The organism is Lederbergia lenta NBRC 16444 (assembly GCF_001591545.1).
Taxonomy (GTDB): Bacteria; Bacillota; Bacilli; order Bacillales; family Bacillaceae_C; genus Lederbergia; species Lederbergia lenta.
In genome coordinates this window covers 2,120,099-2,144,238 of sequence record NZ_BCVC01000001.1, presented here as the reverse complement: position 1 = coordinate 2,144,238, position 24,140 = coordinate 2,120,099, and the positions used below count along the sequence as shown (strand labels likewise).

At 35.8% G+C, this 24,140-nt stretch carries 25 protein-coding genes; 18 read left to right on the top strand and 7 right to left on the bottom strand.

The window, feature by feature from the left end; genetic code table 11:
• The first annotated feature begins 309 nt into the window (after nucleotides 1-309).
• Together BLE01S_RS10155 and BLE01S_RS10150 are read left to right on the top strand one after the other, a co-directional pair.
• Nucleotides 310-1,056, top strand: coding sequence for an ABC transporter ATP-binding protein (locus BLE01S_RS10155; RefSeq protein ID WP_066140682.1), 747 nt, complete (start codon nucleotides 310-312; stop codon nucleotides 1,054-1,056).
• On the top strand, nucleotides 1,043-2,266 hold the full coding sequence (locus tag BLE01S_RS10150; protein WP_066140677.1) for an ABC transporter permease: 1,224 nt from the start codon (nucleotides 1,043-1,045) through the stop codon (nucleotides 2,264-2,266). Before BLE01S_RS10155 ends, BLE01S_RS10150 begins: the two co-directional genes overlap by 14 nt.
• Before the next feature lie 29 nt (nucleotides 2,267-2,295).
• Here the strand turns inward: BLE01S_RS10150 and BLE01S_RS10145 are convergent, their stop codons facing one another.
• Both BLE01S_RS10145 and BLE01S_RS10140 read right to left on the bottom strand, forming a co-directional pair.
• Nucleotides 2,296-3,468 carry a M20 family metallopeptidase gene (locus BLE01S_RS10145; RefSeq protein WP_066140673.1) on the bottom strand — a complete coding sequence of 391 codons (1,173 nt, stop codon included), beginning with the start codon at nucleotides 3,466-3,468 and terminating at the stop codon, nucleotides 2,296-2,298.
• Between the two features lie 107 nt (nucleotides 3,469-3,575).
• On the bottom strand, nucleotides 3,576-4,106 hold the full coding sequence (locus tag BLE01S_RS10140) for an antibiotic biosynthesis monooxygenase family protein (protein WP_066140668.1): 531 nt from the start codon (nucleotides 4,104-4,106) through the stop codon (nucleotides 3,576-3,578).
• A 333-nt stretch (nucleotides 4,107-4,439) separates the two neighbouring features.
• Between BLE01S_RS10140 and hemE the strand changes: the two genes are divergently transcribed.
• The 5 genes from hemE (at nucleotide 4,440) to BLE01S_RS10115 (ending at nucleotide 11,093) form a co-directional block, all read left to right on the top strand.
• On the top strand, nucleotides 4,440-5,489 hold the full coding sequence (gene hemE, locus BLE01S_RS10135; protein ID WP_066140666.1) for a uroporphyrinogen decarboxylase: 1,050 nt from the start codon (nucleotides 4,440-4,442) through the stop codon (nucleotides 5,487-5,489).
• A gap of 29 nt (nucleotides 5,490-5,518) precedes the next feature.
• Nucleotides 5,519-6,457 (top strand): ferrochelatase, encoded by a 939-nt coding sequence (hemH, locus tag BLE01S_RS10130; RefSeq protein WP_066140663.1) that lies wholly within the window; start codon nucleotides 5,519-5,521, stop codon nucleotides 6,455-6,457.
• A gap of 26 nt (nucleotides 6,458-6,483) precedes the next feature.
• Entirely contained in the window at nucleotides 6,484-7,890 is a 1,407-nt protein-coding gene (gene hemY, locus BLE01S_RS10125; protein WP_066140658.1) for a protoporphyrinogen oxidase, read from the top strand.
• Nucleotides 7,891-8,197: 307 nt separating this feature from the next.
• Nucleotides 8,198-8,770, top strand: a complete 573-nt coding sequence (locus tag BLE01S_RS10120) for a TetR/AcrR family transcriptional regulator (protein WP_066140654.1) — start codon at nucleotides 8,198-8,200, stop codon at nucleotides 8,768-8,770.
• 79 nt (nucleotides 8,771-8,849) lie between these two features.
• Nucleotides 8,850-11,093, top strand: a complete 2,244-nt coding sequence (locus BLE01S_RS10115) for a YhgE/Pip domain-containing protein (RefSeq protein WP_066140651.1) — start codon at nucleotides 8,850-8,852, stop codon at nucleotides 11,091-11,093.
• Nucleotides 11,094-11,229: 136 nt separating this feature from the next.
• Here BLE01S_RS10115 and BLE01S_RS10110 read toward each other — a convergent pair whose 3' ends face one another.
• Nucleotides 11,230-11,796 carry an SCO family protein gene (locus BLE01S_RS10110; protein WP_066140648.1) on the bottom strand — a complete coding sequence of 189 codons (567 nt, stop codon included), beginning with the start codon at nucleotides 11,794-11,796 and terminating at the stop codon, nucleotides 11,230-11,232.
• 339 nt (nucleotides 11,797-12,135) lie between these two features.
• Here BLE01S_RS10110 and BLE01S_RS10105 point away from each other — a divergent pair, with 339 nt between their 5' ends.
• A complete protein-coding gene (locus tag BLE01S_RS10105) occupies nucleotides 12,136-12,483 on the top strand; it encodes a helix-turn-helix domain-containing protein (RefSeq protein ID WP_066140645.1) in 348 nt (115 codons plus the stop codon).
• Nucleotides 12,484-12,595: 112 nt separating this feature from the next.
• Complete coding sequence (locus BLE01S_RS10100) at nucleotides 12,596-13,159, top strand: GNAT family N-acetyltransferase (RefSeq protein ID WP_066140642.1); 564 nt, start codon at nucleotides 12,596-12,598, stop codon at nucleotides 13,157-13,159.
• 592 nt (nucleotides 13,160-13,751) lie between these two features.
• Here the strand turns inward: BLE01S_RS10100 and BLE01S_RS10090 are convergent.
• Complete coding sequence (locus BLE01S_RS10090) at nucleotides 13,752-14,144, bottom strand: DUF4870 domain-containing protein (protein ID WP_066140634.1); 393 nt, start codon at nucleotides 14,142-14,144, stop codon at nucleotides 13,752-13,754.
• A 326-nt stretch (nucleotides 14,145-14,470) separates the two neighbouring features.
• On the opposite strand from BLE01S_RS10090, the gene BLE01S_RS10085 reads away from it, so the two are divergent.
• The 3 genes from BLE01S_RS10085 to BLE01S_RS10075 are packed head-to-tail and all read left to right on the top strand — an operon-like array spanning nucleotide 14,471 to nucleotide 16,275.
• Entirely contained in the window at nucleotides 14,471-15,070 is a 600-nt protein-coding gene (locus BLE01S_RS10085) for a YdcF family protein (protein ID WP_066140631.1), read from the top strand.
• Between the two features lie 21 nt (nucleotides 15,071-15,091).
• Nucleotides 15,092-15,661 (top strand): GNAT family N-acetyltransferase, encoded by a 570-nt coding sequence (locus tag BLE01S_RS10080; RefSeq protein ID WP_066140628.1) that lies wholly within the window; start codon nucleotides 15,092-15,094, stop codon nucleotides 15,659-15,661.
• Nucleotides 15,662-15,720: 59 nt separating this feature from the next.
• On the top strand, nucleotides 15,721-16,275 hold the full coding sequence (locus BLE01S_RS10075) for a GNAT family N-acetyltransferase (protein ID WP_082788648.1): 555 nt from the start codon (nucleotides 15,721-15,723) through the stop codon (nucleotides 16,273-16,275).
• Nucleotides 16,276-16,377: 102 nt separating this feature from the next.
• On the opposite strand, the gene yhfH is transcribed toward BLE01S_RS10075, so the two are convergent.
• A complete protein-coding gene (yhfH, locus tag BLE01S_RS20465; RefSeq protein ID WP_082788647.1) occupies nucleotides 16,378-16,503 on the bottom strand; it encodes a protein YhfH in 126 nt (41 codons plus the stop codon).
• A 256-nt stretch (nucleotides 16,504-16,759) separates the two neighbouring features.
• Between yhfH and BLE01S_RS10070 the strand changes: the two genes are divergently transcribed.
• From BLE01S_RS10070 to BLE01S_RS10050, 5 genes are all read left to right on the top strand, one after another.
• A complete protein-coding gene (locus BLE01S_RS10070; RefSeq protein WP_066140621.1) occupies nucleotides 16,760-17,494 on the top strand; it encodes an MBL fold metallo-hydrolase in 735 nt (244 codons plus the stop codon).
• A gap of 18 nt (nucleotides 17,495-17,512) precedes the next feature.
• Nucleotides 17,513-18,502, top strand: a complete 990-nt coding sequence (lplA, locus tag BLE01S_RS10065; protein WP_066140618.1) for a lipoate--protein ligase — start codon at nucleotides 17,513-17,515, stop codon at nucleotides 18,500-18,502.
• A 101-nt stretch (nucleotides 18,503-18,603) separates the two neighbouring features.
• Nucleotides 18,604-19,887, top strand: coding sequence for a hypothetical protein (locus BLE01S_RS10060; RefSeq protein WP_066140615.1), 1,284 nt, complete (start codon nucleotides 18,604-18,606; stop codon nucleotides 19,885-19,887).
• 116 nt (nucleotides 19,888-20,003) lie between these two features.
• The gene (locus tag BLE01S_RS10055; RefSeq protein ID WP_066140612.1) at nucleotides 20,004-20,780 is read left to right on the top strand and encodes an enoyl-CoA hydratase-related protein; all 777 of its coding nucleotides are present in this window, start codon (nucleotides 20,004-20,006) and stop codon (nucleotides 20,778-20,780) included.
• Between the two features lie 516 nt (nucleotides 20,781-21,296).
• A complete protein-coding gene (locus BLE01S_RS10050; RefSeq protein ID WP_231955835.1) occupies nucleotides 21,297-22,562 on the top strand; it encodes a M48 family metallopeptidase in 1,266 nt (421 codons plus the stop codon).
• 77 nt (nucleotides 22,563-22,639) lie between these two features.
• Here BLE01S_RS10050 and BLE01S_RS10045 read toward each other — a convergent pair whose 3' ends face one another.
• Nucleotides 22,640-22,870 (bottom strand): IDEAL domain-containing protein, encoded by a 231-nt coding sequence (locus BLE01S_RS10045; RefSeq protein WP_066140609.1) that lies wholly within the window; start codon nucleotides 22,868-22,870, stop codon nucleotides 22,640-22,642.
• A 193-nt stretch (nucleotides 22,871-23,063) separates the two neighbouring features.
• On the opposite strand from BLE01S_RS10045, the gene BLE01S_RS10040 reads away from it, so the two are divergent.
• Nucleotides 23,064-23,612 carry a competence protein ComK gene (locus tag BLE01S_RS10040; protein WP_082788646.1) on the top strand — a complete coding sequence of 183 codons (549 nt, stop codon included), beginning with the start codon at nucleotides 23,064-23,066 and terminating at the stop codon, nucleotides 23,610-23,612.
• Nucleotides 23,613-23,624: 12 nt separating this feature from the next.
• Here the strand turns inward: BLE01S_RS10040 and BLE01S_RS10035 are convergent, their stop codons facing one another.
• Nucleotides 23,625-24,008, bottom strand: coding sequence for a YhjD family protein (locus BLE01S_RS10035; RefSeq protein WP_066140606.1), 384 nt, complete (start codon nucleotides 24,006-24,008; stop codon nucleotides 23,625-23,627).
• Nucleotides 24,009-24,140 lie beyond the last annotated feature (132 nt).

Below are 24,140 nucleotides of genomic sequence, written 5' to 3'. Positions count from 1 at the left end.
CCAATAAAATGGTTACTTAAGAAATATTCGATTTATCATTATCATGCCCAACGCAATCATCTCCCTTGTTCAGTTGATCAAGATCGATAATCAAAGTACATGTTCAATGTTCATCGGCTTTCCGCATCTACTGCTGATAACTGTCTTTGACAACCACCTCAGTTTCGCTTAGTACCGCTCCTTCAAACATTATGATGTCCTGTGACAGTGAAAATATAGTTGGAAAATGTATCCAGATATAACGATGCGACATAAGCATATTTTTGGTACAATGGAAAGCAAGTAAACAAAGAGAAGGGACGTTGACTTATGTCTTTACTTGAAGTGCAAAACCTAACAGGAGGCTATACAAAAAGACCTGTTTTAAAAGATATATCATTTAAAATGGAATCTGGCGAGATGATTGGTTTAATTGGATTGAATGGAGCGGGAAAAAGTACAACAATTAAACATATAATTGGTTTAATGGAACAACGTTCAGGATCAATAAGCGTGAATGGCAATCAGCTGAAAGAAAATCCTGAATTATATCGAAAACAATTATCATTTGTTCCTGAAACGCCTATTTTATATGAAGAACTGACATTGGAAGAACATTTAAAAATGACTGCAATGGCATACGGAATATCAGAAGAAACATATAAAGCAAGGATTGGTCCATTATTAAAGGAATTTCGCCTTGATAAAAAAATGAAATGGTTTCCTGCTCACTTTTCAAAAGGAATGAAACAAAAGGTAATGATCATGTGCGCATTTCTTATTGAGCCAGCCTTGTATATTATTGACGAACCATTTGTAGGACTTGATCCACTAGCAATTAAGTCACTTTTGGAACTGATGGATCGCATGAAGGAGAACGGTGCAGGAATATTAATGTCGACGCATATCTTGGCAACAGCTGAGCGTTATTGTGATGGATTTATCATTTTACATAATGGTCAAGTTAGGGCCAAAGGAACGCTTAAAGAACTTCAGGAGGAATTTGGAATGCAAAGAGCTTCATTAGATGATATTTATATCCAGCTAACAAAGGAAGATATCCATGAAGCAGATTAATGAATTATGGCCTGAGAGGCTTCAAGCTTATATAAAAGAATTGCGTCGTTATTTCAAATATATGTTTAATGATCATTTACTGTTTGTTCTTATTTTCGGTGGGGGAGCAGCCATTTATTATTATTCTGAATGGGTAAAAACACTCGATTCAGGATTCCCAGTTGGATTAATTATGGCAATTGTTTTGGCTATTTTATTAGCTATTAGTCCAATTCAAACCTTATTAAGAGAAGCGGATATTGTTTTTCTTCTTCCGTTGGAAACAAAAATGGGGAGCTATTTTAAAAATGGAATGAAATTGAGTTTTATAACCCAGGCGTATGTTTTGCTATTGGTACTTGCGGCATTTATGCCGATGTATGCACAAGTTACTGGAGATGGTTTTAAAGTATTCTTTTATTTATTAGCCATTGTCCTTCTGTTAAAGATTTGGAACTTAATGCTACATTGGATGATTCTAAAAGCTAATGATAAGCAATCATTGTTTTTTGACTGGATTATTCGATTCTCACTGAGTGCATTGTTACTTTATTTTATCTTTGAGAAAGCTTCTTTTTGGTTTGTTGGTGCTACTACATTAATTTTATTGTTAGTTACATTATATTTTCGAAATGCATTAAAAAACAAACCATTAAAATGGGAATTATTGATTGAAAAAGAACAGAACAGGATGCAAAATTTTTATCGTGCTGCCAATATGTTTACAGATGTTCCTCATTTAAAAGGAAGGGTGAAACGAAGAAGGTGGTTGGATCCATTATTTTCAACTATCCCATTTTCAAGTGATCAAACATATCGGTTTTTACTTTCTAGAACGATAGTTAGGACAAGTGAGTTTTCGGGGTTAATCTTGAGATTAACGTTGATCCCTGTTGTGCTTATTTTATTCAATGGAAATGTATACTTTTCCGTAGCTATTTCATTGTTGTTTATTTATTTAACTGGTTTTCAACTTATCCCGCTAATGCGTAGGCACGAATTGAAAATTTGGACAAGCTTGTATCCAATCCGATCAGATCAAAAGAAAATAGCTTTTTTAAACCTGTTAATGAAGATTTTAATTGTACAGGCAATTGTTTTTAGCCTGAGCACAGCTATTGGGGGGAATTTAAAGCAGGCTGCTATCAATGCTGTTGTATCTTGTTTATTTGCCATATTATTTACGAAAATGTATGTACCAGGAAGGTTGAAAAAGTTAGAAAGAAGATGAGGCTGACAGCTGTCAGCCTTTTACTTATGTTAGTCTTGTGATTTTAATGCTGCCAAGCCAAGCGTTTTTGCTGCGGCAAGCATAGACTTTTCATTAATATCAAATTTTGGATGATGATGTGGATATGGCTTTTCAACATTCTCCGGCATTGCGCCTGTGAAAAAGAATGTACCTTTTACATGTTGCAAATAATAAGCAAAATCTTCGCCAGTCATATCAGGATTTGCTATTTGAATTTCCGTGTTTTCAGGTATCTCTTTTGCACATCTAGCAAGAAACTCTGTTTCATCTCTATGATTCACGACAGCTGGATATCCCCGCTCATATTTAAGGTCAAAGTCACAATCAGCAGCGATACAAGTTCCTTTTGTTATTCTGCCTATTTCCTCTTCTAACAAATCACGTACATCTTCGTTAAAGCTCCTAACTGTACCCCAAATCTTTGCGCTATCAGCAATTACATTAAACGCATTGTCCGCAACAAAGCCGCCTATGGTTAATACGGCTGATTCGATCGGATCCACTCTCCGGCTAACAATTTGTTGGAGGTTTATTACCAACTGTGAACCAATAACGATAGCATCCTTTGTTTTATGGGGCTGAGCCCCGTGTCCGCCATATCCTTTAATAACGACTTCAAAACGATCAGCCGCGGCCATAATAGGACCCGTCCGATAATGGATAGCTCCATAAGGAAGACTTGCCCATAAATGGGTACCGTAGATGACGTCGACACCTTCCAAACAGCCATCTTTTATCATCTCTATCGCTCCGCCTGGTGCCAATTCCTCTGCATGTTGATGGATTAATACGTATTCGCCTTCAAGCTCTGTCCTCAGCTCATGGAGTACTTTTCCTAATATGAGTAATGTAGCGGTGTGCCCGTCATGTCCACATGCATGCATTACACCAGGGAATAGGGATTTATACGGTAAATTTGTTTCTTCTTGTATGGGTAGAGCATCAAAATCTGCTCTTAACGCAACAGTTTTACCAGGCTTTTCCCCTTTGATTTTTGCAACAACCCCGTTTCCACCAACTCCACTTTTAACTTCGATGCCAAGCTGTTTGTAAAAATTAACGATATAGGCTGCCGTTTTAATCTCTTGGAAGGAAAGTTCTGGATTCTGATGCAAATATCGTCTTATATCAATCATTTCCTCGTAATCTCTCTCTAATAAAGCGAATAGCTTTTGTTTCATATGTAAAAACACCGCCTAGTATTTTAATTTAAGATTCAAAATAATTATAACAATAATCTCAGGAAAAAGGTGCAAAATAAAACACCCTGAAAAATTACTCAGGGTGTTTATGTTACTTTATCTTCATGCTCTAATTCTTCTTCATCCACAATAAACGTCGATATATAGGCAGCGCCGGAAAATAAATTTATATTTTCAGTAGACTTTACACTATTTAAATTATATTGTTCTTTCTTGAATCCTGCTGTTTCTTCCCAAGCCTCAAAGGCTGCTTTGTCCTTCCACATCGTCATGATAATATAGGTATCACTCGATAGTGGGCGTAAGAGCCGTGTTGCCAAAAATCCCGACTCGTTTTGTGCATATTTATGATGACTAGTGAATCGGTATTCGAATACTGGTCTTCCTTCATCACTAACAGGGATATTATGACAAACGACGAAACCATGAGCCGCTATGTCTCCAATTGAATTAATCACTTCATATTTTCGTGGTGATTGAAATATGGTGGCTTCGGTTGTTTCATGCCATAGTAAAGCTGTGTTTATATTTTGCATTAATGTAATTTTTTCTTCTGGATATTGGTTTTCTAGTTTTTTTAGAAATTCATACGTGCCAGATGTAATGTACGTGTACATTGACTCACCCCTTTTGATATTAGATTATCCATTTATGTCTTACTATTAGCTTAATTCAAGATCATTATGTTATCATAAATTTCCCTTGAAAGAGCAATTCCAAACCTACAAAGCTTATTAAGTATATAATTAATGAATATATATATAAGTAGTGAACAAAATCACGCGGAAAAAGGACAAATTTATGACAAGCAATAAGCCTGCCTATACAATGGATGGTAAAAAGAATATAGTTAAAAAGTCAAGACCCATTTTTAGTTAATCTGCATTTATATATTATAAATATATGTAAGATAGATATATTTTAATCTTGAAAGGTGGAGACTATTTACCGTGAAAAAAATAACGAATGATACATTTTTAAAAGCTGCAAGAGGTGAGAGGACAGATCATGTTCCTGTCTGGTATATGAGACAAGCTGGACGTTCTCAAGCTGAATACCGGAAAATTAAAGAAAAATACTCCTTATTTGAAATAACCCATCGCCCAGATATTTGTGCGTATGTTACGCGTCTGCCTGTTGATATGTACGATGTGGATGCTGCTATTTTATACAAAGATATCATGACTCCACTCCCAGCGTTAGGCGTGAATGTAGAGATTGTAAGTGGAATTGGTCCGGTCATTGATAACCCCATTCGCTCCACCTCAGACGTGGATAAGCTTGGTGAACTTAACCCTGAACAAGATATTTCATATGTACTTGAAACAATCAAAATTTTAACAGAAGAACAACTTACTGTTCCTTTGATAGGGTTTGGGGGAGCCCCATTCACACTTGCCAGTTATATGATTGAAGGCGGGCCATCCAAAAATTATCACAAAACAAAAGCTTTCATGTATTCAGAACCTGAAGCTTGGTCGAAACTAATGAATAAGCTAGCTGACATGACAATTATTTATCTAAAAGCACAAATTAAAGCCGGTGCTAGTGCAGTTCAACTTTTCGATTCTTGGGTTGGAGCGTTGAGCCGTGCAGATTATCAAGTATTTATTAAACCTTTTATGGCAAGAATTTTTGCTGAAATGAGAAAAGAGCAGGTTCCATTAATCATGCATGGAGTAGGAGCTAGCCATCTCGTGTTAGAATGGAATGATTTACCGCTAGATGTGGTTGGGCTTGACTGGAGACTACCGATTGCTGAGGCGAGAAAATTAGGTGTAACGAAAGCAATTCAGGGTAATTTAGACCCAGCAGTTTTGATATCAGATTGGGATACTGTTAAGGCGCGTGCGAAAGCTATTATTGACCAGGGTATTGAGAAGCCTGGATTTATATTCAATTTAGGTCATGGCGTATTCCCAGAAGTAAACCCTGAAATGCTAAAAAAATTAACTGCCTTTGTGCATGAATATAGTGCAGAGAAGCTCAAAAACAAGTAATAATTTCCGATTATAAGGAGTGCATTAGCTTGAAGAAAAAGAAAATGGGGCTATTAGTAATGGCCTATGGAACGCCGTACAATGAAGATGATATTGAAAGATATTACACACATATTCGCCATGGAAGACCACCAACAAAGGAAGCGCTAGAAGATTTAGAAAATCGATATGAAGCAATTGGAGGTATATCACCTTTAGCCAAAATTACTGAGCAGCAAGCGTATGGTCTGCAAGACCGTTTGAATGAAATACAAGATAGCATTGAATTCAAAGCTTATATTGGTTTAAAACATATTGAGCCATTCATTGAAGATGCTGTAGAAAAAATGCATGCGGATGGGATAGAGGAAGCCGTATCCATTGTTCTCGCACCCCATTTTTCTACTTTTAGTGTGCAATCATACAATGGTAGAGCGAAAGAAACAGCTGAAAAACTTGGAGGACCAACGATTACATCTGTAGAAAGCTGGTACAAAGAACCAAAGTTTATTAACTATTGGGTTGATAAAGTAAAAGAAGTATATAAGGACATGTCTGAAGAAGAGAAGAATGCATCATGTTTAATCGTGTCAGCGCACAGCTTGCCTGAAAAGATTCTTCAATTGGGTGATCCGTATGCAGATCAACTTCAAGAAACAGCTGATTTAATTGCGAAACAAGCTGGCATAACGGAATATAAAGTCGGCTGGCAAAGTGAGGGCAATACGCCTGAACCATGGCTTGGGCCGGATGTACAGGATTTAACACGTGATCTCTTTAACGAAAAAGAGTATAAAGCGTTTGTTTATATTCCTGTTGGCTTTGTCTCCACTCATCTCGAAGTTCTTTATGATAATGACTATGAGTGTAAAGTAGTAACTGATGACGTGGGAGCAGCATATTATCGTCCCGAAATGCCAGACGCTCAGCCAGCATTTATTGATGCGATGGCATCGGTCGTTTTAAATCAACTAAAAAAAGAAGATTAAATTTAATAAAAGTAGGCGATATAACCTTGAAAGATAGTAAGAAAAAGGTTGTTGTGATCGGTGGTGGAATAACCGGTTTGTCAGCAGCTTATTATCTCCAAAAATCAATATTGGAGCAGGGATTAGCAATTGATGTACAGCTAGTGGAAGCCAATCATAAGTTAGGTGGAAAAATTCAGACTGTATACAAAGATGGTTTTGTGATTGAAAGAGGTCCCGATTCCTTTCTTGAACGAAAACAAAGTGCTGCTAAATTGGTCCGAGATGTCGGTCTCGAAGATCAACTTGTAAATAATACTGCAGGCCGTGCCTACGTCCTTGTAAACGATAAACTTCATTCCATGCCTGAAGGTGCGGTCATGGGTATCCCTACAAAAATGGCGCCGTTGGCTACAACAGAATTGTTTTCTGTTCAAGGAAAGATGAGGGCTGTAGGTGATCTGGTTTTACCGCGATCGAAAGTAACGGGTGACCAATCACTTGGCAACTTCTTTAGAAGGAGACTTGGTGATGAAGTGGTTGAAAACTTGATTGAACCACTCTTATCAGGGATTTATGCTGGGGATATTGATCAATTAAGTTTAATGTCTACATTTCCACAATTTTATCAAGTGGAACGGGAATACCGTAGCTTGATCCGTGGTATGAGAAAAACTACACCTGAACCAAGCCGAAATGTTAAAAAAGGTAAGTTTCTCACACTGACAGGTGGTTTGCAGACACTTGTTGATGCGCTAGAAGAAAAAATGATTCCCGGAACAATACTAAAAGGTACAAAAATTGTATCAATAGTAGACAAGAAGCCCGATTCTTCTGGATATAATATTGAACTTAATAATGGAAAAAGCATAGAAGCAGATAGTATCGTTATGGCATTACCTCATTCTGCACTTTCAGAATTATTTTCAGGTCAAGAATTTATGTGCAACTTTAAAAAAATGTCCGCTACGACGGTTGCAACAGTTGCGATGGCATTTGATGCAGAAGAAGTGGAAGATGTTTTGGACGGTACAGGCTTTGTCGTTTCCAGAAATAGCGATTATACAATTACCGCATGTACTTGGACACATAAAAAATGGCCACATACAACACCGGAAGGAAAAGTTTTACTTCGTTGTTACGTGGGACGTGCTGGAGAGGAAACGGTTGTTGATTTACCTGATGCTGAAATCGAAAAAATTGTCCTAGATGATTTAAAACGGACGATGAATATTTTAGCTACTCCGGAATTTACAATTGTTTCTCGATGGCAAAAAGCAATGCCTCAATATACAGTTGGTCACCAAGAAAGATTGACAGAATTAAAGGCGAAGTTGCAAGAAAGTATGCCAGGTATTTTCATCGCAGGCAGCTCATTTGAAGGCGTTGGTTTACCGGATTGTATTGATCAGGGAAAAACAGCTGTAGAAGAAGTATTGAACTTTATAAAATGATATGCGACAAAAGCGGCCATATTGGTCGCTTTTGTTTATTCTACCAAAAGAAAGTTCACAGCATGAACACATATTTACTACGTGTATTTTGTTACTCTCAGCCTTTAAACTTTGGCATAACATTATTAACTCTCGAATTACAAAGAAATAGTAGAATTTATCCACCTGGTCAGTAAAAAGTTAGTGGATATTTCTTTGGGAAACAAAATCCACTTGCAATCAAATAGTATGTATGATATATTACGAAATGTACTGATTGACCGATTTGGTATTTTGGTCATAAAGGTAAGAAGTGAGGTGAAATGATTTGTCCGTTGATCGTAGGCAGCTTATTATTAATGCTGCAACAAAGTCTTTTTCTTTATTTGGATATAAAGCTACAACGATGGATCAGGTAGCAAAACTTGCGAACGTTGGTAAGGGGACGATTTATACTTTTTTCAATAATAAAGAAGAGTTATTGGATGAGATTGTAACCTCACTTATAAAAGAAATGAAAACTGCAGCAGAAGAGACGATTCAAGTGAATCTTTCTTTTCATGAAAATGCAAACCGTGCTCTTTATCGGTTATTGGAATTTCGGAAAGAACATCAATTAACAATTAAGCTTTTCCAAGAAGAAAAAGAAATTGGAACACCAGCTGTCATGGAGGTCATGCAAAGAGTTGAACAGGCAATTATAAATTATATTATAGGGAAAGTTATTGAGGCGATAGAAAAAGGCGAAATAAAAAATTGTAATCCAGAAATAACGGCATTTATTATGCTTAAACTTTATATTTCATTGATTTTTGACTGGGAAAAAAACCACGAACCGTTAAGTCAGCAAGAGATAGCATCTTTATTTGAATTTTATTTATTCGATGGATTGTCATTGTAGATAATCCATATTTTTTGGCCAGGAATGACCAAATGAGTATAACGGTCATATAGTTTGAATGGGAGGATATATATTAATTATGAAACAAACGTTATTTTCAGCAGAATGGAAGGAAATTTTCAAAAATAAAAAGTTATTAATCCCACTTATTGCTGTAATGCTTGTACCGATTTTATATAGTGGCATGTTCCTTTGGGCTTTTTGGGATCCATATGATCGACTTGCGGATATGCCAGTAGCTATCATAAATAATGATAAAGGCGCCGATTTTGAAGGGGAACAATTAGATCTAGGGAATGACTTAGTTGATAAATTAAAGGAAAATGATCAATTTACATTTGACATTGTTAGTGGAAAACAAGGCTATAAAGATTTAGAGAAACAAAAGTATTACTTGTTAATCGAAATACCAAATAACTTTTCGGAAAATGCAACGACTTTATTAGATGATGAACCTCAAAAACTGGAATTGAAATATATACCTAACGAGAGCTTTAACTTCCTCTCCGCTCAAATTGGTGAGACTGCGGTTGAACAAATTAAATCTGCTGTAGCTAAGGAAGTTACAGCTACATATGCAGAAACAATGTTTGATAAAGTGAAAGAAATGGCTGATGGATTTGCTCAAGCTAGTGATGGCTCAAAAGAGTTAAGTGATGGTGCTAAAGAATTACTTTCTGGGTCAAATAAGCTGCATGAGAATTTGGATGAACTAGCTTCTAAATCACTAGAATTTAATCAAGGTGTCTCTAAGCTACAAACTGGTACAAAAGAACTTGCAACAGGAACAAAGGATCTTGCAAATGGATTAAATCAACTGGTTGATGGTCATGGACAGCTAGTTGATGGAGCCAAATCTGCAGGTGATGGAACTGCTCAATTAGCTGAAGGTGCCAAAGCGGTGAACGCGGGTATTAATCAAGCAGCCGGCTCGATGGGCGAGATTAGTGCAGGCACAGAGCAAATAAAAAATGGCACTGATCAATTAGCGAATAAATTGGAAGAATTTCAAAATGGTGCTACACAAGTCACCCAAGGTGCAACAGAATTACATGTTGGAATCAAACAAATGAAATCACAGCTTGCGGGATTGGATGCTAAACTAGCTCCATTACCACTTCCTGAAGAAGTGAAGACAGAATTAGCTAATCAACTGAAGGCAGAACTTGAAACTGGTATTGCACAGTTAGAAGCTGGTAGTGGAAATCTGGTTGCTGGAACAGAGCAACTCCAATCAGCCGCAGACGAACTGCAAACAGGCGCAAATACAATTGCAAGTAAACTAGCTGAAGTCAATGCTGGTCAAAAGCAAATGCAGTCTGCTCTTGGTCAACTTGCAACCGGTTCGGGTGATCTGTTGGCTGGGGTTGGAAAACTAGAAGAAGGACAATTAAAATTAGTAAATGGAATTGTTTTATTTGATCAAAAATTACAAGACGCCAATGCTGGTGCGGCAAAACTTATGAATGGTGCATCTATATTGACAGGCGGAGTACATGAGCTTGCGGATGGTTCGAATAAATTAAGTGATGGTAGCCGTCAACTTGCTGATGGATCGAGTGAACTTTCAGATGGTACGAAAAAGTTAACAGATGGTACAAATGAATTAAATGAAAAACTCGGTGATGCTGCAGAAAAATCAAGCTCTGTTCATGCAGATGACCGCACGTACGATATGATGGGGGAACCTGTCAAAGTAGAAAATAGTGGGATTAATCATGTTCCAAACTATGGTACAGGTTTTGCTCCATATTTCTTATCATTGGGATTGTTTGTAGGGGCATTACTACTTTCTATTGTATTCCCACTTCGAGACCCTGCTGTTAAACCGAAAAATGGTATTGCGTGGTTCTTTGGGAAATTCGGCGTTATTGCTATTGTTGGTATTATACAGTCATTGCTAGCAGTTGCGATTATGCTATTCGGACTTGGGATTGAAGTACAAAGTATTCCGCTATTCATTGTTACAACAATCATCACAAGTCTATCATTTATCGCGCTGATTCAATTTTTAGTTACGTTATTCGGTGATCCGGGACGGTTTATTGCAATCATTGTATTGATATTACAATTGACAACAAGCGCAGGAACATTCCCGCTTGAACTGATACCTGGACCATTACAGCCATTTAATGCTGCATTGCCAATGACGTACTCCGTACAGGCATATAAAGCGGTCATTTCAAGTGGAGATTTCAGTTATATGTGGATGAATAACGGCATATTAATTGCTTATTTGCTAGGATTTATGGGATTGACGGTTGGATTTTTCCATTACAAATTCAAAAGACAATTTGCAATTGGGGATCAAGTAGAAGTGTAAAAAAGAAAAGAAACAGAAGGAACATTAGATACTAAAAAACATGCAGGATTTGGAATTTAATCCAACCTGCATGTTTTTTAGTGTGAAAATCCTTAGTTATTATAGATTATATTATCTTTGCTATAATCGCTATTCTCTATTTTACAGCTGATTTAATGTCTTTCAATATTTGTTTAAATGGAACATCCTCGTAAGCGGGATAATTACCAATGATTTCGCCTTGTTTATTCATTAGATAGAAATCTAGACCATGAATGACTGTATCATCATCTCTTGGTTTTTTCACAATCGTTTTAAAGTTTTTTGGTGCATAATCCTCAATCTCTTCTTGAGAATAGCCAGTTAAAAAGTGCCATGTGGAAAAATCAGCATCGAATCCCTCGCCATATGCTTTTAAAACCTCTGGTGAATCGATTTCGGGATCTATGCTAAAAGAAACAAATTGAACATCTTCAAGCCCAGCATCAATAACATCTTGCTGTATCTGGCTCATATGTAGAGTCATCAATGGGCATTCCTTTGGGCAGTATGTGTATACAAAATCTGCTAGCCACACCTTTCCTTCTAGATCTTTAAGTCCGAAGGGTTCCCCATCTTGATTAGTATAATTAAAATCCTCAATTGGAGTACCTCTTTTTTCAGAAGAACAGGCACTTAAGATAAGTACAATAGATAGAAGAATGAATAACGATAGCTTCTTCAACAAACAAACCTCCTAATAAATACAATTGCCCCTATTATAGCCGACGTCTAGCTATTTTAGGGCTTTAACAATGATTGTTCGGAAAATATCCAAATATGAATCCGAGAATGTAATAAAGTTTTCACAATTAAAAAACATAGACATAATTATAAATGTTTGTTAGAGTAATCTAAAAGGTCGTTCTCTTTTGAGAACCACTTTATCATTGACATAACGTATATAAGCTAATTAAATTGTGGTGATATGGGTTTTCTGTTCTTTATATAGTTGATTTGATCTAGTCTACTCCCAAACTAACTTTTTCATACAATAACGAGGTCTATTAGGAGGGAATATAATATGATAGGAAGTAGGATCCGTCACATTCGGTTAGAAAAGGGAATTAGCCTAGCTGACCTTTCAAGGAAGACAGGAATTGTCCAAACATATTTAAGTATTATAGAAAAAAACCTTCAAAGCAACCCAACTCATGAATATACGGTGAAAATTGCCAATGCTTTAGAAGTAGATCATGAATATTTACTTAAGGGCTTAGATAGTAGTTACAATGAGAAGGGAGATATAGTTGAATATCTCATTTATTTTAGAAAATGTATCGTGCAGATGAGCGATAGTCAATTAGAAGAAATGAAGGATTTTCTCGAATTTACAATATGGAAAAGAAATCAGTTAAAACGGGGACTCTAACGGATGTTATAGATAACTTTGTAGGCACTGGTTCTCAAAGTTGTAATAACGCGTATGCCGGATGTGTTATGATCTAATATACGTACCATTGATATCTGTGAGGAGGCTAAATATGTTTGTGCATAAAATTGATAAGGATTTAAATTTGAAATTGATTCAATTAGAAGACTGTGACAGGGTTTTTGAATTAACAAATCAATCTAGAGAATACTTGAGAGAATGGTTGCCTTGGCTTGACACTACAACGAAAGTGGAGGATACAAAGAAGTTTATTCAATTTTGCATGAACAGTTATGCTGAAAATAAGAGCATGAACACGGTAATTTTATTGAAAGGTGATATTGTCGGTGTTGCGGGCTTCAACGAAATTGATTGGTCTAACCGAATCGCCTATATTGGTTATTGGCTAGGTAAGGAATATCAAGGAAACGGGATTATGACCAGGGTAGCAAAGGGGCTTACCGATTTTGCTTTTAATGAATTAAAATTAAATCGTGTGGATATTCGAGCAGCAGTAGAAAACAGGAAAAGTAGGTCGATCCCTGAGAGATTAGGTTTTGTAAATGAAGGTTGTATTAGAGAAGCAGAATGGCTATATGACCATCATGTTAACCATATCGTTTATGGAATGTTGGCTGAAGAATGGAAACGAACTAACGAAGATCTCACTAATTAACTTATAGAACGTTAATTAGTGAGATCTATTTTTAAACCGGAATTTGCTTATAAGTGAGCTCCATCTTTCCTTTAGTTTTATTATCTCCTTTTCTCTCTTAACTCCTATGATACTTCGGTTAACATAAAAGTAAATTAATTCTTCAAGAATAGCTGAAAAAATGAAAATAAAGGTAATGATAAGTGTCCATTTCCACATGTTAAATCCCCTTTCTTCAACAGTTTCCCTCATTTATATGTATTCAAACGAATATAGAATCTTTCATATTTTTTGTTGGAAGAGAAAAGGGGGTAAAACAGACAGTTATAAAATAATACTGGATTGATTGAGATATATAAATAACCAATTAATAGGTAACTACAAGAGGATAGATAGAAAAGTTTATACGAAAAGACAAGGTTTATATTAATAATGTCATTGCTTGTATAGTAGCTAACAGGAGTTTGTAGTATGTGAAAGAAAACGAATTTTAATATTAAAAAGGGGAGCCGTTATCATTAAGCTTAATTAAAAAGTCTTGCCAGCGATTGATCGGGAATAATCAATTACCGGTAAGACGTTTTATAATAATTATCCAAAAAGCTTTTTCGTATTATGCGTTCGTTGTATTTCCGAATTTATCTACTAAACTTTCAGCAATACCACTCGCAATAGGTAATTTAAACCATTCATTATTATATGCTTTGACCATTAGTACTATCCATAAAATAAATCCTAATAATGAAATGAGAGAACTAAGGAGCCAGCCGAAAAACGGGACATAATCTACTACGTAGCCAGCGATTCCGAGCCCCACGAATGTAACTGTCGATTGCATTGCATGAAATTTAACGAAAGGGCTTTTCTTTTCCAATATAGCGAAAATAATGCCGGTAACAAATGTTCCTAAGTAACATAAAAGACCTGCAACATTATTTTCTAAACCCGTTGACGATTTAGTTTGTTGTGGACTTTCTTGTGTATGAATATTATTTTGATCTTCCATATGTTAAAACCTACCTTTCTTTAAATATATAATTTAGACACTTGTTGTTTCCGAGTGTATCAAAATAAACCGTTATTTACCATCTCAATTTATAGAAATAACACTAAATACCTATATGATTTATTGAAAAAAGGTATGAATACCTGGTTCGAAATTCCTGTTTTGTCCAAAGTAATTATTGTTGGAATCAGAGTTTACTGTAATTTTTCTTGGCAAGCTTTATCCGTTTACTGAAATAGAATCATCAATTAACTATCTCTAATCATGGAGAAGAACAACAAAGAATATAGTAGTTTTATCATGACAGAATGTTAGGGGAGAGGCTGATGAAAATATCTAAGCTAAAGCCAGAAGACTTAACAGATAAAGTTAGAACAAATCTCTTATATAACAATATAGACGATGATTTGAAGAAAGGGGACTGTATTTTTGTCTTTGGCAGTAGCAAGGCCGTACAATATCGGTTGCCTAAAGCGCTCCAATTATATAGTGAAGGGAGAGCTAATAAAATATTATTTTCAGGGGGGGTAGCTTGGAACGGGAATTCCTTGCCTGAAGCAATACTATTAAAAAATAAGGCTATGGCGTTCGGCATTCCGGAAAAGGATATATTAGTTGAGACGATTTCCACTAATACGAAGGAAAATATTCTTTCCTCACTCATAATTTTAGATCGACATTTCGAGCTACATAAGGTGAGGAGACTTTTAATCGTAACAGCTAGTTATCATATGCGTAGAACACATCTCACTTTAAAAACTTATATGCCCAGTTGGATAGAATGTACCCTATGCCCAGCGAACGATGAAAACACCAAAAAGGATAATTGGTTTAAAAATCCGTATGGCAGACATAGGGTTATTGACGAATCTAACAAATTGATTAAGTATATTAAGCAAGGTGCAATAGTTGATGATGAAATCTAGTTGTAAGGGAGAGAAACTTTAATGGAAATAGAGGCAGTTTATCGTGATTTGCCTGTATTGGAAACAGAGCGTCTTTTACTTAGAAAAATCACGAGGGAAGATACTGAAGATATCTATAGTTATGGATCGAATGAAGCAGTTTCCAAATATGTAACTTGGAATACGCATGGCTCGATTTCAGATACAAAAATGTATGTTGAATTTGTTTTAAGTTGCTATGAAAATAAAAAAATAGCTCCATGGGGAATAGAGTACAAGGAAACTGGAAGATTAATTGGAACGATCGATTTTGTTTCGTGGCAACCAGATCAACATTGCGCCGAAATAGGATATGCTCTATCAGAAGCATATTGGGGGAATGGATTAGTCACGGAAGCGGCGAAGGAAGTTATTTCATTTGGCTTTCATAACATGGACTTAATTCGTATCCAGGCAAAATGCCTTGTCGGGAATGTTGGCTCACAGCGAGTAATGGAAAAGATAGGAATGTCATTTGAAGGTATTTTAAGAAAGGGAATGTTTGTAAAAGGAATGCATCGAGATATAAAAATATTTTCCATATTAAAAGAAGAGTTTACGGATTCACACTAGAAAAGGAAAATCTCTCATGATATTGCCTTTCTAAGCCTGTTTCATTGGAGGAATAAATATTGTTGTTTGAAATAGAAAGACTTAGCGTCCGCGTATTGGAACGAAACGATGCTGCTTTATTAGCAAAGTGGCTTTCGAATCCAACAGTTTTGCAATATTATGAAGGGCGCGACCATCCATTTGATATAGATAAGGTCAAGAAAGTGTTTTTTGACAAGGAAACAGATGTGAACCGGTGTATCATTGAATTTAAAGGGGTTGCAATTGGCTATATCCAATATTATCAGTTAGATAAAGAAACGCAGCTATTATACGGTTATCCGATTGTAGCCCCCGTAACTATTTACGGAATCGATCAATTTATCGGGGAAGAGAATTATTGGGATCAAGGTATAGGTCAATTGCTCATTCGCTCCATGGTTAAATTTTTAATGAAACATAAACAAGCAAATAAGATTGTGATGGATCCGCAAACATGGAATCTGAGGGCACTTCGCTGCTATGAAAAATGCGGTTTTCGGAAAATTAAACTCTTGTCAAACCATGAGCTGCATGAAGGGAAATATCGCGATTGTTGGTTAATAGAATTTACAAAAGACGCATCGATATCATAGCGGTAAAGTGTTATACATTAGTGAAAAGCATTCTATTTACTTAACTGTGTCATAACAGAATAACAACAGCCTTCTATTGCAATAGAGGGCTGTTGTTATTTTTTATAGTTCAGTACATTTATCGCATTTGGTGCCATAGCATTCATGCTGCTCGGCAATTTTCTCTCCACATTTAGTGCACGTCTTCGGTGGCAAGTTCTTAAAAAATTCAACTACGTTTTGGATCATTATATTCACTCTCCTGTTTTTTGTAGTAGTACTGTTTTTTGTTATTTACATTGTATTATAACAGATGGAAAGGTGTCAACAGTTTATTTGTAAATATCAGAAAAGTGTTTAAGCGTTCGATTCTAAAAAAATGCTAGTTAGTTTAGCTATATATATTTTTTTACTTTAACTAGCGTCTAGCTTAAAATATGAAAAAATAGAGGAAATAAAGTATAGTAAAAGGTGGATAAATGAAGTTGCTGGAGGAGGATTATACATGGAGCTCACAGTAATTGGACATTGGGGTGGCTATCCCAAATCAGGAGAAGCAAGTTCTGGTTATCTTATGGAGCATGATGGATTCAAACTTTTAATGGACTGTGGAAGTGCCGTGTTATCGCAGTTGCAATCGTATATTAAACCAGAAGAGTTAAAGGCAGTTGTGCTATCGCATTATCATCCAGATCATGTCGCTGATATTGGAGTACTTCAGCACGCACTTTTAATTGGGAAATATATAAACAGTACAAACTTTAATTTACCTATATATGGTCATCAGCAGGACGGCCTTGCTTTTGATGCTTTAACTTATAAGAATATAACAACAGGAATTGCTTATGAACAAGGGAAAAACCTACATATTGGTCCTTATACGATTGAATTTCTAAAGACAAAGCATTCAGTCGCATGTTTTGCGATGAGAATTTCAGCAGGTGGGAAAACCCTCGTATATACAGCGGACTCTGCTTATTTTGAAGAATTAACTGATTTTGCGAAGGATGCGAATATTCTTTTGTGCGAATCCAATTTTTACAAAGGAATGGATGCTGCTGTTGCTGGACATATGACAAGTGAAGAAGCGGGTATACTTGCTAGTAAAGCAAATGTAGACAAACTTATTCTTACTCATTTACCACATTTTGGTGATTTGAAGCAACTTGTAATCGAAGCGAAGGAAAATTTCACAGGTAATGTTAGCCTTGCATCACAAGGTTTTAAAATCTCAGTTTGAAAAAGGAGAAGATAATATATGTTATTTATTGATAACCAGGGTATCACGGATCCGCGAATTAATTTAGCTATTGAAGAGTATGCTTTAAAGTATTTAGATATTAATCAGTCTTATTTACTGTTCTATATTAATGAGCCTTCGATTATTATAGGAAAGAATCAAAACACTATTGAAGAAATTAGTACAGATTATGTGGAAAGAAATAAGTTGCATGTAGTGCGTAGACTCTCTGGTGGTGGAGCTGTATATCACGATCTCGGAAATCTTAATTTCAGTTTTATCACAAAAGATGACGGAGAAAGCTTTCTAAACTTCAAAAAGTTTACGGAACCAGTTGTACAGGCATTAGAAAATCTTGGCGTCCATGCAGAAATGAAGGGACGTAATGATATTCTTGTTGGTGAGCGTAAAATTTCAGGGAACGCTCAATTTTCAACTAGAGGAAGAATGTTTAGTCATGGCACACTCATGTTTGATTCCGAAATCGAAAATGTTGTATCTGCTTTAAAAGTGCGAAAAGATAAAATTGAATCTAAAGGGATTAAATCGATAAGGAGTCGCGTAGCGAATATTTCTGAATTTCTAGAAGAAAAAATAACGATAGAAAAATTTAGAGAAATGCTACTACGCAATATATTTGATGGAATAGATCCGATCCCTGAATATAAGCTTACAGATGAAGACTGGAAAAAAATCCATGAACTATCAAAGGAACGATATCAAAACTGGGATTGGAACTACGGTAAATCGCCGAACTTTAATATCCAACATTCACATCGCTTTCCAGTGGGCCATATTGAATTCCGTCTCGATATTCATAAAGGTCAAATTACAAACTGTAAAATATTTGGTGACTTTTTTGGTGTCGGTGATGTAAGTGAGATTGAAGATAAGTTAACAGGAATTCGTTATGAAAGATCTAACATTGCAAAAGCATTAGATGCTGTCAACATTCCACATTACTTTGGAAATGTAACAAAGGATGAAATTGTTGAATTGATTTACTGATCATCAAGAAGGATAGAATAGCTAACCTTAAAAGGGCGCATTCTATCTTTTTTTTTTAAGTCTTAAGCGTTGTTAATGCGAATGAAGATGGGAAATTAAAAATGTTTGGTGAATGTGAATATGATTCTGGAGAAGATATCCCAAAAGAAACGATGACGAAGGAACAAATGAAAGAATTGACAGATCGTTTTCTTACGGACATCTTTCCTGAAACAGTATCTAAGCTTTTTTTATCTTCGATTATTGATTTTGATGTCTTTTTTATGCTGGAGTATTGCCAGAAAGACGAGCTTTTCGGTTTGGATTTACCAAACTCGGGTGTGACTTTCAACGTTTATAATAATGGAATGATTATGGATGTAACAAAAGAAGAAGAAAGTTTTTCTGTAGAATATCCAAAAGAAGTGGTCCCATCAGAAAAAGCGAAACAACGATATCTATCAGGGATAAATGCAGGAAAACTTATCTTACAATATGACGAAGAACTGTTCGTCAATGGTGATGGAAAGTTTAGACTTGTCTATGATTTTAATTCTGTTGCGATAGACGTTAAAATGGATGGGCTAATCACAAATACGGGCGACTTGGATATAGAGCCGCAGTACCATAAAGATATTCCAAGCTTTTTTGCTAAAGCTGTATCTTCCCTTGTATTAGCGGGGGTGGAGGGTATGAAGAAAATTGCAGAAGTAGAAACTGAAGCAGGGTTCGTTGAAGTTTGGAGTCACTTCTCTCTTGAGAAGTTTCGAGAAGATTATGATATGGAAGATTTGATAGATCTTGATTTTGGGATGGATGATATAGTCAAATTCATCATCGATCCTAGTAATGGGAAGTTGAAAAGACTAGTAAAAGGAGGTGAACAGCTGCTTGATCGAATGTATACAGCAGAAGAGGCATATTTGTTCGCTTTGAAAATTCTCTCAAGCCAGTTTAAGGACGCTCACCAGATGTTTAAACTCCACATCTTAGATCCAGAGATAGTAGATTATAATGATGAAGGTGAAGAGCTACCACCATACGCTTATTGTTTCACTTTTGATCGCTTTGAAAATGGTGTGCGAATTGAAAATGCTTATATAGCGATAACCGTAAATGCATCCACGGGAGAGTTACAAGATATCAACACCTCTGATCATACATATATTGATTTTACTGGATTGACTGATGTTATCCCCGACAATTTTGCTTTAGCGAAAAATTTATATGAACAATCATTCACAATGAAATTACAGTGGGTAAAAGAAGTGGATGAAAACGGTAAATCACGATACGATCTCGTTTATATGCCAACATTTAAAGGAGCTGGCGGTCATATACTTTATTACGACGTATATACTCTTGAACCTTGGACGATTGATGTAACGGGACTAGAAGAATATTAAAGGGTATAGCCCACATTTTTACTAACTTGAATAAAATATAATATGAGAAATGGCAAAGTATTTATTTCATAATAATAAGTTATTATATCTTCATGATAGAAGAAAGGGGAGTAATAATGGGTTTTATTAATCTGGAAGTCAAAAATTATATTGCTTTTGTTACTTTAAACCGACCGGAAGTCTTAAATGCATTCAATTATGAAATGCTATCCGATCTTTCTCAAACAGTAGAATCAATAAAAATGGACCCGCAGGTTCGGATTGTTATTTTTCAAGGGGCTGGTGATAAAGCATTCAGTGTTGGTGCCGATTTAAAGGAGCGTCAAACGCTTAATGAAAAAGAAGTGCGGCGTAATGTTTATAAAATTTCTGATGTATTTAATGCTGTTGAACAGTTACCACAGCCTACGATTGCTTTGATGAATGGACATGCTTTTTGCGGAGGGCTGGAGTTGGCATTAGCCTGTGATTTTCGTATAGCATCTAAAGAAGCATTGATAGGGTTGACGGAAACGAGCCTTGCAATAATTCCTGGCGCTGGCGGAACCCAAAGGCTTCCCCGATTAATTGGAGAAACGAAAGCATTGGAATTAATTTTAACAGCGAAAAGGTTGTCAGCAGATGAAGCCGTCACCTATGGAGTTATTGGGAAAGCAGTAGAACATAAACATTTAAAGGAAATGGTACTAGACTTTGCACAAGCGATTCTTGCCAATGCTCCAATCGCCGTCCAACAGGCAAAGTATGCTATCAAAATGGGAATGAACACCGATTTGCAAACAGGTCTAAAAATAGAGCGAAAGGCATATGAGATTACGATTCCTTCAGAAGATAGAGCGGAAGCATTAGCTGCTTTTATAGAAAAAAGAACACCATATTTTAAAGGGAAATAATAAATCAATGCATTCAAATTTGGTATGCTCTAGGGGAAATTCTCTTGCTGAAAAGTTAGGCGAAGCTCATCTTGGAAACTATGTAACATAGCAGACTAGAGGGATTTAGAAATGGAAGCTTTGTTGTTCAACATGAAACATATAGAATTTCGCCAGGGGCTTCAAGAGAGCGTAACTATAGCGATTTGATTATACGCCCGTTACACTGACTTTTGAATTACTCGCAAAAAGTACTGGTTTGATAGTATTTGAAGCAGTATTAATGAGTTTGATTTTATATGCAGGGGTGGCAGAGAATATATGAACCATTTATATATTGAACATTAGCAAATATCATTGTAGCCGTTCTTGGGGTGATTACTATTTTAAGTGTTTATACATGGTTAGTATAAAAGTCTTTCGAGCATTCTACAGATAGAGTGCTTTTGCTTATTTATTTGCTAATTCGGATATAATAGTTCTATTTAGAGCTGTTTTTTTCTACATATAATAAGAGATGGACAGGGGGGATGAGCATTGATTAGAAAATGGGCGCTCAGAGCAATCGTGACTTACGTTTTATTTGGAATCGCTATGTATGCCTATTTATTTTATTTGGCGGATACTTCAATCCCAGAGATGCTGCAAGGAACTAAGGCAGATCCGACAACTTTCCTTAACAGCAGGGAACTAATGTTAAGTGAAGAATATTCACGTATTAGAAATTTAATTTTTTTTCTAGCTACCCCGTATGAATGGCTTTTTTATTATTTAATTTTGATTTTTGGAATATCCTCGGCATTTGAACGTTGGGCAGATAAAACATCGAAACTTTTTGTTGTTAAAATTGCGATTTACTTATTTTGGCTCTCACTAGTATCGTTTATTGTTATGTATCCGCTTAGCTATTTATCTTATATGATTTCGAAGTCATACAATATTTCTACTCAGATTTTTTCGTCGTGGATGAAGGATAAATGGATAGATTTTTGGGTGGACTATGGAATGATGTTCGTTATTATCACTGTATTGTACGCATTGATGAGAAAGTTTAAGAAGCGTTGGTGGCTGGCTGCTTGGTTGTTATCCATCCCATTTTCGATTTTTATGATGTTTATCCAACCAGTGCTCATTGATCCTCTGTACAATGATTTTTATCCATTGAAAGATAAAGAGTTGGAAGCGAAAATATTGGAGATTGCGGATGAGGCGAATATTCCTGCCGAACATGTATATGAAGTGGATATGTCGAGTAAAACAAATTCATTGAATGCTTATGTGACAGGTGTCGGTTCAAATTCGCGGATCGTTTTATGGGATACGACGCTTGAGCGGCTAAGTGATGAGGAAATTCTGTTTATCATGGCACATGAAATGGGGCATTACGTAGAAAAACATATTTACATCGGGATCGCAGGTTATTTGCTGTTAACGCTAGTAGGTCTTTGGATAACAGCTAAAATCATGGAAAGATGGGTTAACAAAAGAGGGAAATTGTGGAAAGTGGAAAAAATGACGAATATAGGCACTTTACCAGTCTTTCTTTTAATTACATCCATCCTTTTATTTGCAGCAAGTCCTCTATCGAATTGGGTGTCTCGCTACCAAGAAACAAGAGCTGATACGTATGCGATAGAAATGACCGGGGATAAAGAAGCTGGTATCCAAACATTTCAAAGTCTAACAAAAGCAGGTTTGAGCCAAGTGAACCCACCCTATTTAGTGAAAATCTTTCGCTATGGACATCCAACAATGCTAGAACGGATTACGTTGATTGAGGAATTTCGGATAGAAGAAAAGTAAAGTTTATAAAAAGAGATAGTGCTAAATTAACTCAATAAAAAACATCCCCCTTCCTATGAAGTGGGATGTGTCATTTTCTAGCTATTTTTAAGAATACTTGATAATTTCTGGGCAAGCTTGTGAAATGATTTTTCATCTTTTTGGTCCAGCGCTTGATCAATCTCTGTGCGAAGTTGCTCTACATGCCTTTTTTGTAGTAGGCCATTTAGAAATTGGTCTATCTTCGATTCAATCTCTCGTGTTTCTTTTTGAATCTGGGTCATCGTATACTCTTTCAGCAACTCTTGATAGGATTTCTTCTTCTCCATCGATGATCACCCCTGACACCTTTTTTTAATTATACATGCCACGAAAGAAAAAATCAATGGAAGAGTGGGGATTTTCATATGAAACATTTTTTGGTGAAAGTTCAGATAATTATAAAAATAAAGGTGACAATCAATGGGTACTATGATATAGTTCTTTGTGAGTGGTTAAATTTACATAAAAGGAGAATGGAAAATGAAAACAGAAAAATTGATTCAAGAATATGAAATCAACGCTCACACTATGATTATTGTACCGAAAGGGCTCACTCATTCAAATGTGTATGAATTAGACGAAGAATATTTAACTCCGTCTGTCCCACTAGAAATTGTTAAAAAGGGATGCCAATACTTCGGTTGTTCATTTGAAGGCAGAAGAAGTGGTACTAAAGAACTAATTAATATATCTATAAAGGCGCCTATTATTGTTGATCCCCATACACCGATTTATTTATTGCCAACTTCATCACCGCTAAAACCTCAATGTATTTGGATAAATCCTGTCCACGTTATTTCTCATGAGAAAAATGATTCTCAATCTATATTTATTACATTCCGTAACAACAAAACCTATGAAGTTCCTATTTCTTTTGCCTCGTTTGACAATCAATTAAGCAGAGCTGCCAGACTTCGTATTAAATACAGTGATAATATTAAAAGAATGGAAAACCAAATAAAGTCAACGACCAAAACATTCTACTTCAAGGCTGCTGAACAACAAAGAAAATATGATTCGAAAGGATGAAAGGAAGCGTCTTCACGCTTCCTTTTCTTTCTGTTCTAACTTGAATTGTTTCAGCAAATAATATTGCATCAGCTCCTCCACTCCGTTCCGCAGTTTTGGATTAAAATAATTATGGTGTTCTTCGTGGCCTTTATATAAAAATATATACATAGTAAAAGCTTCATCTGATTTTAAGCGCTCAACCTGGATGTTGTTTTTATATAAGTAACGTTTTATTTTTGCTAAATCATTTTGAATAACTGCCATCGTTTCCTGTATTAACTCTGAATAAGGTCTTTTAAATTTAAAAGACCCTTTCTCAACAGCAAATAAATCGCGTTTTAAAACGGTAAGGAGCATGGGTAAGTAAATGGCTTGCTCCATCAAATCATAATCATATGTAGGAATTCTTGACATTAATATTTCCTCCTAAACATAAACAGGAACATGAGTTCGTTAAATTATTTTACTAATAAAATATTGGAAAAGCAAGCAGTAAAATGTTGGCATTATCTTAGAATCCAACAATAGTGGTAAAGATATTCCTGT